Genomic DNA, 17931 nt, shown 5'->3' on the forward strand with positions numbered 1-17931 from the left:
CATGCACCTGCTCAGGACCCAGCCCGGTGGCTTTGTATCGGACGACAACATTGCCGACCTGGGGCAAACCCCCGCCGAGCTGGTGATCCTGTGCAGCGGCGATTCCAGCCTGGCGCTGCTGGCCGAAGCGGCCAGGCAGTTGCCGGACGACTACCCGCAGTTTCGCCTTGCCAACCCGATGCAGGTGCAGAACCACGCGTCGGTGGACCTGTATTTCGAAGACGTGCTGCGCCACGCCAAAGTCATCCTGTTGTCGCTGCACGGTGGCATCGGCTATTGGCGCTACGGCATCGAGCGTCTGATGGAGCTGGCCGGGCGCGGGGTGAAGCTGATCCTGGTGCCGGGCGACGATCGTCCGGACCCGGAACTCAGCGACCTGAGCAACGTGCCTTTCGAGGACCGCGACCGGCTCTGGCAGTTCTTGCGCCAGGGCGGGCTGGGCAATGCCCTGGACCTGTTTCATAACCTGGGCAGCCAATGGTTCGGTCGCGATTATCCGTGGGGGGAACCGCAAATCCTGCCGCGCACGGCGATCTACCATCCGAAAAAAACCAGCGCCGCCCTCGGCGATTGGCAAGCCGACTGGCAGGCCGATCGACCGGTGGCGGCGGTGCTGTTCTATCGCTCCCACCTGCAAGCGGCAAACACCGCGTTCATCGACGTGTTCTGCCAGCGCCTGCAAGTGGCGGGGCTCAATCCACTGCCGATTGCCGTGGCCAGCCTCAAGGAGCCCGGTTGCCTGGCATTGGTTGAAGATTGGTTGGATGAGGTCGAAGCCGCGGTGATCCTCAATACCACCGGCTTCGCCCAATCCAGCCCCGAAGCGCCGCATCTGCGGCCGTTTCGCCGCAACATCCCGGTGATCCAGGCGATCTGCGCCCAGGACAACGAACCTGGCTGGCGCGCCAGCGAGCAGGGCCTGGGGCCGCGGGACCTGGCGATGCACATTGCCTTGCCAGAACTGGATGGGCGGATCATCAGCCGCCCCATCAGTTTCAAGGACCTGGCTTGGCGCAGCGAGCGCAGCCAGAGCGATGTGGTCTGCTACCGGGCGGTGCCCGAGCGCATGGATTTTGTCGCCGAACTGGCCCGGCGCTGGACCACCCTGGCGCGCCTGCCCAACGCCGAAAAGCGCGTGGCGCTGATCCTTGCCAACTACCCGACCCGGGACGGGCGAATCGGCAACGGTGTCGGCCTGGACACCCCGGCGGCGGCGCTGAACATCCTGCGGGCCATGCAGGCCGAGGGTTATCCGCTGCCGGGCGAACTGCCGGCCAACGGCACTGCGTTGATCCAGCAATTGCTCGGCGGGGTCAGCAACGACCTGGACAGCCTCGACTTGCGCCCCTGTCACCAAAGCCTGGCCCTCGACGCTTATCAGGCCATGTTCGACGCATTGCCGGAGGCCAATCGCCAAGCGGTGCTTGCGCGCTGGGGGGCACCGGACAAGGACCCGATGTATCGTGACGGTCGCTTGATGGTCGCCGGCCTGCGCCTGGGCATGACCTTCGTCGGTATCCAGCCGGCCCGTGGTTATCAAGTCGATCCGAGTGCGGTCTACCACGACCCGGACCTGGTGCCGCCGCACGGTTACCTGGCGTTTTATTTCTGGTTGCGCCATACCTACGGCGTCCACGGGGTGATTCACGTCGGCAAGCACGGCAACCTCGAATGGCTGCCGGGCAAGGGCGTCGGGCTCTCGGAGAGTTGCTGGCCCGATGCATTGCTGGGGCCGCTGCCGAACATCTATCCATTCATCGTCAACGACCCGGGTGAGGGCGCCCAGGCCAAGCGTCGGACCCAGGCAGTGATCATCGACCACTTGATGCCACCGCTGACCCGCGCCGAAACCTACGGGCCGCTGCGTAACCTCGAGTTGTTGGCGGACGAATACTACGAGGCGCAGTTGCTCGATCCGCGCCGCGCCCGGGAACTGCAACGGGACATCCTGAACCTGGTGCGTGAGACGCACATCGACCGTGAGCTGCAACTCGATGCCGCGCTCGACAGCGATGCCGACGCAGCGATCTGGCTGCCGCGCCTGGACACCTATCTGTGCGATTTGAAGGAGTCGCAGATTCGCGACGGCCTGCACATTTTTGGCGAGTCGCCCAGTGGACGCCTGCGCATCGACACCTTGCTGGCGTTGTTGCGCATTCCCCGTGGCGACGGCAAGGGCGCGCAGTCGAGCCTGCTGCGGGCGCTGGCCAAGGCGTTCGGGCTGGGTTTCGATCCGCTGGATTGTGCCTTGGCCGAGCCTTGGACTGGCGACTGCCCCGAGGCGTTGCGCCTGGCCAGCGCCGAACCTTGGCGAACCGCCGGTGATACCCGCGAGCGCCTGGAGTGGTTCGCTGCACAGTTGATCGAGCAAGCGCTAAACGGTGAAGTGCCGCAACTCGATGCACCGGGCTGGGAGGTAGTCAACAGTATTATCGCGAGCCTGCGCAGCGTCGTGGCCCCGCGCCTGGACGCCTGCGGTCCGGCGGAAATGCGCGGCCTGCTCGATGCCTTGAGCGGGCGCTTCGTGCCGGCCGGGCCCAGCGGCGCGCCGAGTCGAGGGCGCCTGGATGTGTTACCCACCGGGCGCAATTTCTTCTCCGTGGACGTGCGCAACCTGCCTACCACCACGGCGTGGCGCATCGGTTTCCAATCGGCCAACCTGATTCTTGAGCGGCATTTGCAGGACCATGGCGATCACCTGCGTCAGCTCGGCCTGTCGGTGTGGGGCACTGCCACCATGCGCACCGGTGGCGACGACATCGCCCAGGCCATGGCGTTGATGGGCGTGCGCCCGGTGTGGGCCACCGGCAGCCAACGTGTCGATGACTTCGAGATTCTGCCGTTGAGCCTGCTGGACCGGCCTCGGGTCGATGTCACATTGCGCGTGTCAGGTTTTTTCCGTGACGCCTTCGCCAACCTGATCCGCTTGTTCGATGCAGCGGTGCAGGCCGTCGCCGCCCTCGATGAGCCGGACGACATGAACCCCTTGGCGGCCAAGGTGCGCAGCGAGCGCGAAGCCCTGCTGGCCTCGGGTCTCGAACCTGAGGTTGCGGCCCGCCAGGCCGGTTGGCGGATCTTCGGCGCCAAGCCTGGTGCCTATGGTGCGGGCGTGCAGGGCGCGATTGACGGTCGCTTGTGGCAGAGCCGCGAGGATTTGGCCGAGGTGTACCTGAACTGGGGCGGCTACGCCTACGGCGCCAGTGATGAAGGCAGCGTCGCTCGGGATCAATTCTCCCGGCGCTTGAGCCAGGTGCAAGCGGTGTTGCAGAACCAGGACAACCGCGAGCACGACCTGCTCGATTCCAACGATTACTACCAGTTCCAGGGTGGCATGCTGGCAGCCGTGGAGACCCTCAGCGGTGCGGCGGCGGCCAGTTACCATGGCGATCACAGCCAGCCGGACCTGCCGAAGATCCGTACCCTGAAGGAAGAGCTCAACCGTGTCATCCGATCCCGCGCGGCGAATCCGAAGTGGATCGACGGGGTCAAGCGTCACGGCTATAAAGGCGCGTTCGAACTGGCGGCGACGGTGGACAACCTGTTCGCCTTCGACGCCACCACGCGGTTGATCGACGATCACCAGTACGCTTTGCTGGCTGATGCTTACCTGCTCGACCCGGACACCCGGGACTTCGTCCGCCAGCACAACCCCGATGCCCTGCGGGACATGACCGAGCGCATGCTCGAAGCGCAGCAGCGAGGGATGTGGCAGGAGCCGGGCGAGTATCGCCAGGCGCTGGAGAATTTGTTGTTGGACATCGAAGAAGATGGCTGACCTGCCTACTCGGCAGGCGAGACACAACCCCCCGCCACAAGTACTTTGTTCACATTGACGTTACCGACCACCCTTGAGAATTAGATATGACCGACACCCCGCATTTCCCGCTCTCCGCCGTGGTCGGCGCCGATGACTTGAAACTCGCCCTGTGCCTGGCCGCCATCGATCCGAAAATTGGCGGTGTGCTGATCGAAGGTCCGCGGGGCATGGCCAAGTCCACGTTGGCCCGGGGCCTGGCGGATCTGTTGGCCAGTGGTCAGTTCGTCACCTTGCCCCTTGGTGCCACCGAAGAGCGGCTGGTCGGCACCCTCGACCTGGACGCGGCCCTGGGAGAAGGGCGTGCGCAGTTCTCCCCGGGGGTGCTGGCCAAGGCCGACGGCGGCGTGCTGTATGTCGATGAAGTGAATCTGCTGCCCGATCACCTGGTGGACCTGTTGCTCGATGTGGCCGCCAGCGGCACCAACCTGATCGAGCGCGACGGCATTTCCCACCGGCATCCGGCACGCTTTGTGTTGATCGGCACGATGAACCCGGAAGAGGGTGAGTTGCGCCCGCAGTTGCTTGATCGTTTCGGTTTGAACGTGGCTCTCGACGGTCACACCGTTCCGGCTGAGCGCGGGCAGATCATTCGGCGCCGCTTGGATTTCGACAGTGCCCCGGCGGCGTTCTGTGCAGAGTGGGAGGTGGCCCAGCAACAGTTGCGCGAGCGTTGCCAGCAGGCGCGCAACCGCTTGGCCGCGATTGCCCTGGATGATGCGGCGCTGGCGCAGATTACCGAACGCTGTTTTGCCGCCGGGGTCGATGGCTTGCGCGCCGATCTGGTCTGGCTAAGGGCTGCCCGGGCCCATGCGGCCTGGCGCGGCGCCAGTGCGATTGCCGATGAAGACATCGATGCAGTCGCCGAGTTTGCCTTGCGTCACCGTCGACGCGGGCATTCGGCACCGACACCGTCCCAGGCGCCGCAAACGCCTGCCAATGCAACGGCTCAGCCCAACGAAGGCCAGGGCCAGTGGGGTGATTTGCCGGCCCAGGCACTGCCCACGGGGGCCCGACGTGAAGTGCCGAGCTGGCCAAAAAAGCCCTAGGCATTCGCCCCCGTTCACCGGCGGGGGCGAATGCCAGACCCCGTGCCGGACGACTCGACCAGGGCCGCCAGGGCCGTAGCAAAGCGACGGCCAGTGGTGCGGTGAATTGGCCAGGGACCTTGCTCAATGGCCGGCCGCGCCTGTACGAAGACCTGTGCTTTCACGGTCGCCATCGCTCGCCCCATCAATTGTGGCTGGTCATCGTCGATGCCTCGGCCTCGACCCGCCGACATCGAGCCCTCAGCGATGGCAAAGGCCTGCTGGCGCAACTGTTCGACGACGCCTACCGACAGCGCGCCCGCTTGGCCCTGCTGACGGCCAGCGGCACGCTGCCGAACTGGCAGGTGCAAGGGCTCAGGGCCTCCGCCGGCCTGCGGAGCTGGCTCGATGGCCTGGGCGCCGGTGGCGGTACGCCGTTGCTGGCGGCGCTGAACGAGGCTGGGCGCTGGTTAATGGCGCGGCGCAAGCGTTTTCCGGCAGAGCAACAGCGAGTATTGGTGATGACGGATGGGCGAGTGAAAGAAGGGCTGGCACTGCCCTCCATGGATTGCCCGTGCCTGTTGATCGACATCGAGCGCGGTCCGATTCGCCTGGGTCGGGCCCGGCAGTTGGCGGGGCAGTTGGGGGCTGAGTATCGGCATATCGATGAAGGGCTTTCTGGCTGAGATTTACTGGGCTCTATCGGGCTTCATCGCGAGCAAGCTCGCTCCCACATGGGTTGTGTTGTGAACACATAACTGCTTAACACCGAAGCCCCCTGTGGGAGCGAGCTTGCTCGCGATTAGCATCCCCTCGGTCCCGGATCTGCCCCCTTAACCCGGATCACTGCTCTATGCTCAGGCAGTCCCTCACAGGAGTGAACCATGCGCGTACTCGTCACCAACGCCCAGGACGATTTTCGGGTCAAGGCCTATGCCGGCACCAACGGCGTGCTGCTCGCCATGGACCTGGCCGAATCCCGGCGCAAGGGCTTGCTGGGTTTTGCCATCGAGAAGCAGCAGGGCGATAAACCCTGGCTGTTCCTGTTCAACAGCCTGACCTTCCCCGACAAGGCCCACACATTCCCCCAGTTCCACGCCACCCCCAGCGACAAGGCACCGTTACAGAAATTTCGTTGGGCTGACTACGCCGTCAATCCCGGTGTGACAATGCACTATCGCGTGCACCTGGCCTATGGCAGCCCCGATGCGCCGCAATTGGGCGAATCTCTGGAAGTCACGGTCACCAGTGATGACGGGCAGCCGGCCAATCAGCGGGTCATCTTCAATCGGGCCGTGGCCGCCAGCCAGGCATTCCAGCGCAAGTTTCCCGAAGTGGATGCGTTGATCAGTGCCAACAAAAAACTCTCCATCGATGACTGGCCCGACGCGCCGCGCCGTTGGCTGGAAAATGGCTTGCTGGGGCGCTTGACCGGTTTTATCGACCGGGCCCTGGATGCCAGCTGGGCGCTGGATGTCGCCATCTATGAGTACGAACTGCCAGTGATCGTCGACGCGGTGACTGGCGCTCACGCTCGCGGTGCCCGGGTGAGGGTGCTGTACCACGCCGAGCCGGGAGACGACACCACGGCGCGCAACGAAGCCAGCCTCGAAAAAATGCCGGCGGCCAATAAGCGTGGACGGGTCACCCATAACATTTTCCACGATAAGTTCATCGTACTGAGCAAGGTGGATGGCAGTGGCTCATTGCAACCGCAAGCTGTGCTGTGCGGCAGCACCAACTTCACCGCCAATGGTGTCTACCGCCAGGCCAACGTCGTTCATGTGCTGGATGATTCTCGGGTGAGCACCAGCTACCTGCAGGTGTTCGAGCAAATTTGGGCCGAGCCTCAGGACGTCGATGCCACTCGCCAGTGGCTGACCCGTAACAACGCCATGGCACCGCAAGAGGCGTTGTTCGCCGGGTTCTCGCCGCGAACCGGGGAGGGCGACCTGGCCCGCTTCGTTGACATCATCAATGGCGCACGGAAGGACCTGCTGTTCGTCACTGCCTTTGTGTTGCCCGACCGCATCCTCGACGCCGTGCTCGGCCAGCCCAATGACGACGTGCTGCGCTACGGCCTGCAAAACACCAAGAGCCGCATCACCGGCTTTCACGCCGACCGCACCGCCGAATTCGCCGCCACCGCGCTGCTCAACACCGGTCTGGAAGGCTGGCTCAAGGAAAACATGAAAGGCCAGAAGGGCAACCTGCTGGTGCACACCAAAGCCATCGTCACCGACTTCACCAGCGACACGCCGACGATCATCAGCGGCAGCCACAACCTGAGCGCCGCGGCCAGCAGTGGCAACGACGAGAACTACCTGATCATCCAGGGCGACACCGACCTGGCCGACCGCTATGGCCTGGAACTGCTGCGTTTTTATGAACACTACCGCTTTCGCTACTTCGCGAAAAAACTCGCCCTCAAGCAGGTCAAGCCCCTGGCGGTGGACGACAGCTGGAGTGATGACTATTACCGCGAGGGGGATTTGCGGATGTTGTCTAGGGTGAGGTTTTGCGGGCGTTAGGTGCAGCAGTTATCCGGTGATAGCATAGGGCTACCTATCAGCCAGGAAGCTGTCATGAGTCTCTGCCACGGAATGTCCGGTTTACTGCGCATCAGTGTCGCGATCCTGTTGTTGGCCCTGGGTACTTCGGCCGTCGCCGCCAATCAACCGTGTTCCGGACGCAAGGGCGGGATCGCCGGGTGTGATGGCGATACCTTCCTGTGTAACGACGGCTCCATCAGTGCCTCGAAGAAGTCCTGTTCTGCTGTGCTGGGGCTGCGCAATGAGGCTCGACCGCAGTCGTTGCTCAAATCCTCCGACGGTTGCCAATGTGGCACTGGCAATTACTGCGTCGGGCCCCGGGGTGGGGTCTATTGCCTCACGCCTGGCGGTAGTAAGAGCTACAAGCGCAAGTAGGCCAGGTACACCGCCGAACAATTGTGGGAGCGAGCTTGCTCGCGATGGCGTCAGGTCAGTCAGCATTTCATTGACTGATACACCGCTATCGCGAGCAAGCTCGCTCCTACAGGTTATCCATTTACCATTTCAGAGTGGCTCCGTTTCGGTGCGTCGGGCGCGTTGAGTACTCGACTTGGGGCCCTATTACCCGTTACTCGTGGCCAACGGTAGCAACAGCATTTGCACGCGGACGCCACCGTCCGCAGGCCGGTTTTTCCCATCCCCCTGATTTTCTTCACTTTCCATTTTCCTCTCCCATGGCTCTCAAGCCTGTGGCACACTTTCTGCTGTCTATTCCGTTGTTACATACTATGTTCCGGTATAGCGGAATAAACTCACTCTGGAGTGCTTGCCATGCAACGCCGACCTTCCTTGTTCAAAGCGTGTGTTTTTCTCTTCGCGGCCACGACGGCTGCCATGGGTGTCGCCCAGGCGGCCGACAGCAAGCTGGACAGCGTGCTGCAGCGTGGGAAATTGATCGTGGGCACGGGCAGTACCAATGCGCCGTGGCACTTCCAGGGAGCGGATGGCAAGTTGCAGGGTTTTGATATCGACATTGCGCGGATGGTCGCCAAGGGCCTGTTCAATGACCCGGAAAAAGTCGAGTTCGTGGTGCAATCTTCTGATGCGCGCATTCCCAACTTGCTGACCGACAAGGTCGACATGAGCTGCCAGTTCATCACCGTCACCGCCAGCCGTGCCCAGCAAGTGGCCTTCACCTTGCCGTACTACCGCGAAGGCGTGGGCCTGCTGCTGCCGGCCAACAGCAAGTACAAGGAAATCGAAGACCTCAAGGCCGGTGGCGACGGTGTCACCGTGGCGGTGCTGCAGAATGTCTACGCCGAAGAATTGGTGCACCAGGCACTGCCCAAGGCCAAGGTCGACCAGTACGACAGCGTCGATTTGATGTATCAGGCGGTGAACTCCGGTCGCGCCGATGCTGCCGCCACCGACCAGTCCTCGGTCAAGTATCTGATGGTGCAGAACCCTGGTCGCTACCGCAGCCCGGCCTACGCCTGGAGCCCGCAAACCTATGCCTGTGCGGTCAAGCGTGGCGACCAGGACTGGCTGAACTTCGTCAACACCACCTTGCATGAAGCCATGACCGGCGTGGAGTTCCCGACATACGCAGCGTCGTTCAAACAGTGGTTCGGCGTCGAGCTGCCATCGCCAGCGATCGGTTTCCCTGTCGAATTCAAATGACCCTGTGAGCCCGGGGCGCCACTTTCGGGCGCCCCGTTGAAGGTACTGTCGACCATGAATTATCAGTTGAACTTTGCCGCCGTCTGGCGCGATTTCGACACCTTGCTGGCGGGGCTTGGCCTGGGGCTGTCCCTGGCGCTTGTGTCGATCGCCATCGGTTGCGTGATCGGCCTGGCGATGGCGTTCGCGCTGCTCAGCAAACACCGGGTCTTGCGGGTGCTGGCATCGGTGTATGTCACGGTGATCCGCAATACGCCTATCCTGGTGCTGATCCTGTTGATCTACTTCGCCTTGCCGAGCCTGGGCATCCGCCTGGACAAGCTGCCGTCGTTCGTCATCACCCTGTCGCTGTACGCCGGGGCGTACCTGACCGAAGTGTTCCGTGGCGGGCTGATGAGCATTCACAAGGGCCAGCGGGAAGCGGGGCTGGCCATCGGCCTGGGTGAGTGGCAGGTGAAAGCCTACGTCACCGTACCGGTGATGCTGCGCAACGTGCTACCAGCCTTGTCGAACAACTTCATCTCGCTGTTCAAGGACACCTCCCTGGCGGCGGCGATTGCCGTGCCGGAGCTGACCTATTACGCCCGCAAGATCAACGTGGAGAGCTACCGGGTGATCGAAACCTGGCTGGTGACCACGGCACTGTATGTCGCGGCCTGTTACCTCATTGCCATGGTGCTGCGGTATTTCGAGCAGCGCCTGGCGATCCGCCGTTAGGAGTGTCCCATGTACGAATCCCCCAGTTGGTTGCATGAGTTGTGGGTCGCCCGGGACACCTTGTGGGCTGGTTTCCTGACCAGTGTGCAGTGTTCGGTGCTGGCGATTTTGTTGGGCACCTTGATCGGCCTGGTCGCCGGGCTGGTGCTGACTTACGGGCGGACCTGGATGCGCGCGCCGTTTCGTTTCTATGTCGACCTGATTCGCGGCACGCCAGTGTTCGTGCTGGTGCTGGCCTGCTTCTACATGGCCCCGGCGCTGGGTTGGCAGATCGGCGCGTTCCAGGCCGGTGTCCTGGGCCTGACGCTGTTTTGTGGTTCCCACGTCGCCGAGATCGTGCGCGGGGCCTTGCAGGCTTTGCCGCGCGGGCAGATGGAGGCGAGCCAGGCCATCGGCCTGACGTTCTTCCAGGCGTTGGGCTACGTGCTGTTGCCCCAGGCCTTGCGGCAGATCTTGCCGACCTGGGTCAATTCCTCCACCGAGATCGTCAAGGCCTCGACCCTGCTGTCGGTGATCGGCGTCGCCGAACTGCTGCTCAGCACCCAGCAGATCATCGCCCGGACCTTCATGACCCTGGAGTTTTACCTGTTCGCCGGGTTTCTCTTTTTCATCATCAATTACGCCATCGAATTGCTCGGGCGGCACATTGAAAAGCGGGTGGCCTTGCCATGACTGACGTTTCGAATCTCTCCCAAACGGAGCTCTCCAACACCCAGCCGCTGCTGGACATTCGCGGTCTGCGCAAGCAATACGGCCCGCTGGAAGTGCTCAAGGGCGTGGACCTGAGCATGCAGCGCGGCAACGTCGTCACGCTGATCGGCTCCAGCGGCTCGGGCAAGACCACGCTGCTGCGCTGCGTCAATATGCTGGAAGAGTTCCAGGGCGGACAGATCATGCTCGACGGCGAGTCCATCGGCTATGACGACATCGACGGCAAGCGCGTGCGCCATCCCGAGAAAGTCATCGCCCGGCACCGCGCGATGACCGGCATGGCCTTCCAGCAATTCAACCTGTTCCCCCATTTGACCGCGTTGCAGAACGTCACCCTGGGCCTGCTCAAGGTGAAAAAACTGCCCAAGGACGAAGCGGTGGCGCTGGCCGAGAAATGGCTGGAGCGGGTCGGCCTGCTGGAACGCCGTGATCATTTTCCCGGTCAGTTGTCCGGCGGCCAGCAGCAGCGCGTGGCCATTGCCCGGGCGATTGCCATGAACCCCAGCCTGATGCTGTTCGATGAAGTGACCTCGGCCCTGGACCCGGAACTGGTGGGCGAAGTGCTCAACGTGATCAAGGGCCTGGCCGAAGACGGCATGACCATGTTGCTGGTGACCCACGAAATGCGTTTTGCCTTCGAGGTGTCGGACAAGATCGTGTTCATGAACCAAGGCCGGATCGAAGAGCAAGGGCCACCCAAGGAACTGTTCGAGCGGCCGCAATCGCCGCGTCTGGCGGAATTTCTCAAGAACACGCGTTTTTAACTTTCTATTCAACAAGGAGATAACCCATGAGCATTACCCGATACGGCACCGGCAGTACCGCAGGCGGCGGTCAGCCCCGGCCCTTCGCCCGCGCCGTGGAGGCTGACGGCTGGCTGCACGTATCCGGCCAGGTGCCGGCGGTGAACGGCGAGATCATCGTCGGCGGGATCGTCGAGCAGACGCACCAGACCATGAAGAACCTGGTCGCCATTCTCGAAGAGGCCGGATACGGCCTGGAGGATGTGGTGCGCTGCGGCGTGTGGCTGGAAGACCCGCGGGATTTCTGGAGTTTCAACAAAGTGTTCGGCGAATACTTCAGCCCGGAACACGCCCCGGCCCGGGCCTGCGTACAGGCCAGCATGATGGTCGATTGCAAGGTCGAGATCGATTGTGTGGCATACAAGAAGAAGTGATCATTGATCGTTCCCACGCTCTGCGTGGGAAGCCGCCATGGACGCTTCGCGTCCGCTGTCGATGTGACGCAGAGCGTCACGGGATGCATTGCCCACGCAGAGCGTGGGAACGATCAGGAATACTGAGATGACCGAAGACACCATCAAGCGCCGGGCCCGGGGATTGGATCGGGCGTTCGATATCCTCGATTTCCTCAAGGAAATCGGCCAACCGCTGCGTCCGAACGACATCGCCAGCGGCATCGGCAGCCCCAAGTCCACGGTCTATGAACTGGTGGCGTCGCTGCTGGAGCGACGCATCCTCGAACCCGTGGGCAAGGACGGTCACGTCTATCTGGGCCGCCAGTTGTACTTTCTCGGGCAGGCGCACCTGCGGCATTTCGACTTGAGCCGCGAGGCCGATCATGCGCTGCAGGAGATCGTCAGCCAGACTCGCGAAACCGCACAGATGTGCCTGCTCAACGGGCGCAAATACACAGTGGCGCTGATGAAGGAGGGTGAGCGGCATTTTCGTATCTCATCGGACATCGGTGAAAACGCGCCAATCCCCTGGACGGCGTCCGGACGCCTGTTGCTGGCGCATTTGAGCGACCAGCAGATCGTCGACCTGATCGACCCTGATGATTTCATCCTGCCGGACGGCGAGCGCCTGCCCCTGGAGCAGTTTCTCAAGGAAATTCGTCAGGCTGGCCTCGATGGTTTTTTTTCCTTCGACAGCGTGGCCGACACCTTCACCCATTGCTTCGCCGCGCCGGTCAAAGACCCCAATGGCGTGGCCATCGCGACCCTGTGCATCGTCGCCCCACGGGCCGACGCCAAGAACAATTACGCCGACTACCGCCGGGTGCTGATCGAAAGCGCCAACAACCTGGCCCGGCGCATCAATGAATAGACAGCCGCGCTGCCTGTGAGGAGTTTGAACATGTCTTCTACCATTCATAACGCTGCCGTGGAGAAGGGTGCTGCCACCGTCGGCGCGCATTTGCTGCGGGACGTCAGCTTGCCGGCGCTGGTGCTGCACCGCGCGGCGCTGGAACACAACATCCGCTGGATGCAAACGTTCGTCAGTGACAGCGGTGCCGAACTGGCGCCTCACGGCAAGACCAGCATGACCCCGGCGCTGTTTCGCCGTCAGCTCGAGGCTGGCGCCTGGGGCATGACTCTGGCCACTGCCGTGCAGACCCGTGCCGCTTATGCCCACGGCGTGCGCCGGGTACTGATGGCCAACCAACTGGTGGGCGCGCCGAACATGGCGTTGATCGCCGAGTTGTTGGCCGACCCGGCGTTCGAATTTCATTGCATGGTCGATCATCCCGACAACGTGGCTGACCTGGGCGCGTTCTTTGCCTCGCGTGGCGTGAAGCTGAACGTGATGATCGAATACGGCGTGGTCGGCGGCCGCTGTGGCTGCCGGAGCGAGGCCGAGGTGCTGGCCCTGGCCGAGGCGATCCGGGCGCAACCGGCGCTGGCATTGACCGGTATCGAAGGCTACGAAGGTGTCATCCACGGTGACCACGCCATCAGCGGCATCCGCGCGTTCGCCGCGTCTCTGGTGCGGTTGGCGGTGCAGTTGCAGGACAGCGGCGCGTTTGCCATCGACAAACCGATCATCACCGCCTCGGGATCGGCCTGGTACGACCTGATCGCTGAATCCTTCGAAGCCCAGAATGCCCACGGGCGTTTCCTCAGCGTGTTGCGTCCCGGCAGTTACGTGGCCCATGACCATGGCATCTACAAGGAGGCGCAGTGCTGTGTGTTGGAGCGACGCAGCGACCTGCATGAAGGCCTGCGCCCGGCCCTGGAAGTCTGGGCCCATGTGCAATCGCTGCCGGAGCCGGGTTTTGCGGTGATCGCCTTGGGCAAGCGCGACGTGGCCTACGACGCCGGATTGCCGGTACCGCTCAAGCGCTACAAGCCCGGTTCAGATGGGGTGGCAGGTGACGACGTGAGCGGTTGCAAGGTGACGGCGGTGATGGACCAGCATGCGTTCATGAGCGTGGCGCCAGGGGTTGCGTTGCGGGTCGGGGACATCATTTCGTTCGGTACTTCCCATCCGTGCCTGACGTTCGACAAGTGGCGGGTGGGGTGTCTGGTGGATGAGCAGTTGCGGGTGGTGGAGAGCATGGAGACTTGTTTCTAAGGCTTGAGACCGAGTCGCGGCTATCGCGAGCAAGCTCGCTCCCACGGGGGATCTTTGGCGAGCACAGATTGTGTGTTCACAACGGCCCAGATGTGGGAGCGAGCCTGCTCGCGATAGCGGCCTGCCAGACACCACCGAAATATCAGGATCATTCATGAGTACACCCAAACCCCGCATCGCCCTGATCGGCGAGTGCATGATCGAGTTGCAACAACGCGCCGACGGCAGTCTGCAACAAAGCTTCGGCGGTGACACCCTGAACACGGCGGTGTACCTGTCCCGCGCGCTGGGCGACCGGGGCTCGGTTGACTATGTCACCGCCCTGGGCGACGACAGTTTCAGCGATGCCATGTGCGAGCAGTGGGCCGCGGAAAACATCGGCCTGGAACGGGTCCAGCGGTTGCCCGGGCGCTTGCCGGGTTTGTATTGCATCCAGACCGATGCGGCGGGTGAGCGGCGGTTCCTGTACTGGCGCAACGAGGCGGCGGTACGCGATTGCTTTACCACCCCGGCCGCTGGGGCGATTCTTGCCGCATTGGTGGATTACGATGTGCTGTATTTCAGCGGCGTCACCCTGGCGGTGCTCGGCGAGCAGGGGCGGGCCAAGCTGATCGAAACCCTGGTCCAGGCGCGTCGGCGCGGGGCCCAGGTGGTGTTCGACAACAACTACCGGCCAAGGCTCTGGGCCTCGGTCGAAGCGGCCCGTGCGGCCTATCGCAGCGTACTGCCCTACGTGGAGTTGGCGCTGTTGACGGTGGACGACGAGCAGGCGCTGTTCGGGTATGCCGACAGCGAGGCGGTGTTCGCCGCGTACGCGCAATTCGGCACCCCGGAGGTAGTGCTCAAGCGCGGCGCCGAGGCCTGTCTGATCCGTTGCGATGGCCAGTCTTATGAAGTGCCTGCCCGCCGGGTCGAGCGGGTGGTGGACACCACGGCGGCGGGGGACTCATTCAGCGCCGCGTACCTGGCAAGTCGCTTGCTGGGTGGCAGCCCGGAGGAAGCGGCCGAGGCCGGCCATCTGTTGGCGAGCCGGGTGATCCAGGTGCCTGGGGCGTTGATGCCTCGGTAACGCAGGGTACACAGAACCTGTGGGAGCGAGCCTGCTCGCGATAGCAGTGTGTCAGTCGACATGGATGCTGGCTGATCCGGCGCTATCGCGAGCAAGCTCGCTCCCACGGGAAAACTGGGTACTCGTCAGTCCCGGTAAAACACCTGCACCAAGTGATAGCCGAACTTGCTCTTGATCGGCCCATGCACCACCCGCAGCGGCTTCTTGAAGATCACCGCATCGATTGCGCCGACCATCTGCCCTGGCCGTACTTCACCCAGGTCGCCACCGCGTTTGCCGGACGGGCAGGTGGAGTATTTCTTGGCCAGTACATCGAAGGCTTCGCCCTTGGCGATGCGTTGCTTGAGCTGTTCGGCTTCTTCGGCGGTTTTCACCAGGATATGGCGGGCTTGGGCTTTCATTACAGCGCGGACCTGAACGTAACGGGCCGGCGATTATGCCTCAAGTCAGCTGCCATGGTTGATCATCGTCCGAATCTTGTTCGCCAGCAGGTCGAGGGTGAAGGGCTTGGCGACCATATCCATGCCCTGTTCGAGGAAGCCCTGGCGTTCGGCAGCTTTCTGCGCATAACCGGTCATGAACAGCACCTTCAGGTCGGGGCGGTGCTGGCGGGCGATTTCCGCCAGTTGCCGACCATTCATGCCCGGTAGGCCGACATCGGTCACCAGCAAGTCGATGCGCTGGCCTGATTCCAATAGGGGCAGGGCTGTCTTGGCATCCTGGGCCTGCAGGGCGGTATAGCCCAGGGCATCCAGCAGATCGAGGACCAGCATGCGCACCGCCGGTTCGTCTTCCACCAGCAACACGGTCTCCCCGGCGAGCGCTGCCGGTACGTCGACCGTTTCTGGCGCCACGGGCTGTTCGGCGGGCGTGATGTGCAGCCGCGGCAGGTACAACTGCACCCGGGTGCCCTGGCCTGGCACGCTGTCCAGGTTGAGGTGACCACCGGATTGCTGGGCAAACCCGTAGATCATCGACAGCCCCAGGCCGGTGCCCTGGCCGATGGGCTTGGTGGTAAAGAACGGGTCGAAGGCCTTGGCCAGCACGGAGGGGGTCATGCCGCTGCCGTTGTCGCTGACGGCAATCATCACGTAGTCCCCGGCTTTCACTGGCTCCAGGGTGCTGATGTCATTACCGTCGAGGTAGACGTTGGCGGTTTCGATGGTCAGTTCACCGCCGTCGGGCATGGCGTCCCGGGCGTTGATCACCAGGTTGAGCAAGGCGTTTTCCAACTGGCTGACATCAGTGTTCACCGGCCATAGCTCGTCGGCCAGTTGCAGGCGCAGCAGGATGTGATCGCCGGTGGTACGGCTGAGCAGGTCTTCGAGTGAGTGCACCAGGACGTTAGGGTCCAGCGGCTTGCGGTCCAACGACTGGCGTCGCGAGAAGGCCAGCAGTCGGTGGGTCAGGGCGGCGGCGCGGTTGGCCGAGGACACCGCCGCCTCGGTGAAACGACCGATCTCGGCGGCACGGCCATTGGCGATGTAGCGTTGCATCAGGTCGAGGCTGCCGAGAATGCCGGTGAGCATGTTGTTGAAGTCGTGGGCGATGCCGCCGGTAAGTTGGCCCACTGCTTCCATTTTCTGGGCATGGCGCAACGCTTCTTCGGCACGTTCGCGCTCGAACATTTCACTTTGCAGACGATGGTTGGCTTCGGCCAGTTGCTGGGTGCGGGCGATGACCCGTTCTTCCAATGTTTCGTTGAGGTTGCGCAAGGCCTCCTCGGTTTTCTTGCGCTCGGTCTCGTCGATCACAAAGATGTAGAAACCGTTCACTGCGCCGTCCGAACCGTGGCGGGGCAGGTAGTTGACCAGTGCATGGCGCTGGCGACCGTCGCGATGGTCCGACTGTACGGTGAAGCTGCACGGCTTGCCCGCCAGGGCGCCGGCGATCTGTTCGGCGCGGCTGGCGTAGGCTTGCTCGCCGAGCACTTCGCGGATGGTCTTGCCGTACAGTTCCTGGGGTGTCAGGCCGTACCAGTCCAGGTAGGCACTGTTGTTCAGCCGGAAACGCTCTTCGCGGTCCACGTAGCTGATGAGAATCGGCATGGCATTGATGATCAGCTGTAGCTCGGTCTGGCTCTGGCGCAGAGCTTGCTCGGTGCGCTTGCGTTCGCTCAGGTCCAGGGCCGCGCCAAGAAAGCGCTTGGGCCGACCGTGGCGATCCTTGTAGCAACGACCGCGCACGAACACCCAGCGCAGCTCACCATCGGGCCGCAGCAAACGGTATTCCTCGGCGTATTCGGTGCCATGGGTGATGCAGTGCTTGATGCTGCGAGCCACCATGGCCCGATCTTCGGGGTGTACGCCTTCGAGGTAGGCGCTGATGGGCAACTGGCGTGACAGGCTCGGATCGACGCCATGCAGCAGGGCGAAATGTTCATCGGCAATGAAGCGATCTTCGCTGATGTCCCAGTCCCAGGTGCCCAACGCATCGGTGGCGGCCAGGGCCAGTTGCAAGCGTTCCTCGCTTTCATGTTGGGCCTTGAGGCTGGCCTCGGAGCGCCGTTCGAACTCCTGGGCCAGCTTTCGCCGTTCGCTGGTTTCAATGGCTGTGATCAGGATACCGGCGACGCTGGCGCTTTCGTCGTGCACGGGGCTGTAGGTCAGGTCCAGCCACAGGTCGCAGAGGCGGCCGGCGAAGGGCAGGCGCCATTGCTGATCGCGGCTGCTGTACGTGCGACCTTGCAACACGCGGTGATAAATCGGTTCGCTGACGGCTTTGAGTTCGGGCCATGCGGTATGGGTCGGCAGGCCGAACGCCTGCGGATGCTTATCGCCGGCCAACCGGGCAAAGGCGTCGTTGTAGAAGTGGATCAGTTGCGGGCCCCACAACAAGGCCATCGGCATCGGGCAGTGGAGCATGATGTCCACGGCGGTACGCAGGCTTTGCGGCCAGTCTTGCGCGGTGCCCAGCGGGCTGCGGGTCCAGTCCAGTTGGGTGATCAGGCTCTGTATGTCGCTGCCGGAGGGTATCGCGTTCATGACAGCCCCCCTGGAAGTCGTGTCGGTGCCACGGCGTCTACTATCCTCTGAAGAAGGTAAGCGCGGGTTGATCTGAAGGATTTCATGCTCGGTTCAGCTTGTTTCAATTGATGTCTCGC

General features: G+C 63.0%; 15 protein-coding genes. 13 read left to right on the forward strand and 2 right to left on the reverse strand.

All coding sequences use genetic code 11. From position 1 onward, the window contains the following. Window position 1 precedes the first annotated feature (1 nt). The 13 genes from cobN to J9870_RS10795 all read left to right on the forward strand — a co-directional run bounded on the left by cobN (window position 2) and on the right by J9870_RS10795 (window position 14828). A complete protein-coding gene (gene cobN / locus J9870_RS10735; protein ID WP_210643888.1) occupies window positions 2-3775 on the forward strand; it encodes a cobaltochelatase subunit CobN in 3774 nt (1257 codons plus the stop codon). 86 nt (window positions 3776-3861) lie between these two features. Further along, window positions 3862-4863, forward strand: a complete 1002-nt coding sequence (locus tag J9870_RS10740; protein ID WP_210643890.1) for an AAA family ATPase — start codon at window positions 3862-3864, stop codon at window positions 4861-4863. A 101-nt stretch (window positions 4864-4964) separates the two neighbouring features. After that, window positions 4965-5528 carry a VWA domain-containing protein gene (locus J9870_RS10745; protein ID WP_210643892.1) on the forward strand — a complete coding sequence of 188 codons (564 nt, stop codon included), beginning with the start codon at window positions 4965-4967 and terminating at the stop codon, window positions 5526-5528. Between the two features lie 198 nt (window positions 5529-5726). Then, window positions 5727-7373 (forward strand): phospholipase D-like domain-containing protein, encoded by a 1647-nt coding sequence (locus J9870_RS10750; RefSeq protein ID WP_210643894.1) that lies wholly within the window; start codon window positions 5727-5729, stop codon window positions 7371-7373. Between the two features lie 54 nt (window positions 7374-7427). Next, window positions 7428-7769, forward strand: coding sequence for a hypothetical protein (locus tag J9870_RS10755; RefSeq protein ID WP_210643896.1), 342 nt, complete (start codon window positions 7428-7430; stop codon window positions 7767-7769). 396 nt (window positions 7770-8165) lie between these two features. Next, window positions 8166-9014: a transporter substrate-binding domain-containing protein gene (locus J9870_RS10760; protein WP_210643898.1), complete on the forward strand. Its 849-nt coding sequence runs from the start codon at window positions 8166-8168 to the stop codon at window positions 9012-9014. A 54-nt stretch (window positions 9015-9068) separates the two neighbouring features. Then, entirely contained in the window at window positions 9069-9731 is a 663-nt protein-coding gene (locus J9870_RS10765) for an amino acid ABC transporter permease (RefSeq protein ID WP_092327511.1), read from the forward strand. 9 nt (window positions 9732-9740) lie between these two features. Continuing rightward, the gene (locus tag J9870_RS10770) at window positions 9741-10403 is read left to right on the forward strand and encodes an amino acid ABC transporter permease (RefSeq protein ID WP_144925750.1); all 663 of its coding nucleotides are present in this window, start codon (window positions 9741-9743) and stop codon (window positions 10401-10403) included. Then, window positions 10400-11206 carry an amino acid ABC transporter ATP-binding protein gene (locus J9870_RS10775; protein ID WP_210643900.1) on the forward strand — a complete coding sequence of 269 codons (807 nt, stop codon included), beginning with the start codon at window positions 10400-10402 and terminating at the stop codon, window positions 11204-11206. Before J9870_RS10770 ends, J9870_RS10775 begins: the two co-directional genes overlap by 4 nt. Before the next feature lie 26 nt (window positions 11207-11232). After that, a complete protein-coding gene (locus J9870_RS10780) occupies window positions 11233-11619 on the forward strand; it encodes a RidA family protein (protein WP_134923748.1) in 387 nt (128 codons plus the stop codon). Window positions 11620-11746: 127 nt separating this feature from the next. Continuing rightward, window positions 11747-12511, forward strand: coding sequence for an IclR family transcriptional regulator (locus J9870_RS10785; RefSeq protein WP_003182813.1), 765 nt, complete (start codon window positions 11747-11749; stop codon window positions 12509-12511). A gap of 30 nt (window positions 12512-12541) precedes the next feature. Next, complete coding sequence (locus J9870_RS10790; protein WP_210643902.1) at window positions 12542-13759, forward strand: amino acid deaminase; 1218 nt, start codon at window positions 12542-12544, stop codon at window positions 13757-13759. Between the two features lie 154 nt (window positions 13760-13913). Further along, entirely contained in the window at window positions 13914-14828 is a 915-nt protein-coding gene (locus J9870_RS10795; RefSeq protein ID WP_210643904.1) for a sugar kinase, read from the forward strand. Between the two features lie 125 nt (window positions 14829-14953). Here J9870_RS10795 and J9870_RS10800 read toward each other — a convergent pair whose 3' ends face one another. Then, complete coding sequence (locus tag J9870_RS10800) at window positions 14954-15229, reverse strand: peptidylprolyl isomerase (RefSeq protein WP_019690952.1); 276 nt, start codon at window positions 15227-15229, stop codon at window positions 14954-14956. A 45-nt stretch (window positions 15230-15274) separates the two neighbouring features. Beyond that, the gene (locus tag J9870_RS10805) at window positions 15275-17812 is read right to left on the reverse strand and encodes a PAS domain-containing protein (RefSeq protein ID WP_210643906.1); all 2538 of its coding nucleotides are present in this window, start codon (window positions 17810-17812) and stop codon (window positions 15275-15277) included. Window positions 17813-17931: the final 119 nt, after the last annotated feature.

Origin of the sequence: Pseudomonas sp. Tri1, from assembly GCF_017968885.1 — a bacterium.
Taxonomy (GTDB): Bacteria; Pseudomonadota; Gammaproteobacteria; order Pseudomonadales; family Pseudomonadaceae; genus Aquipseudomonas.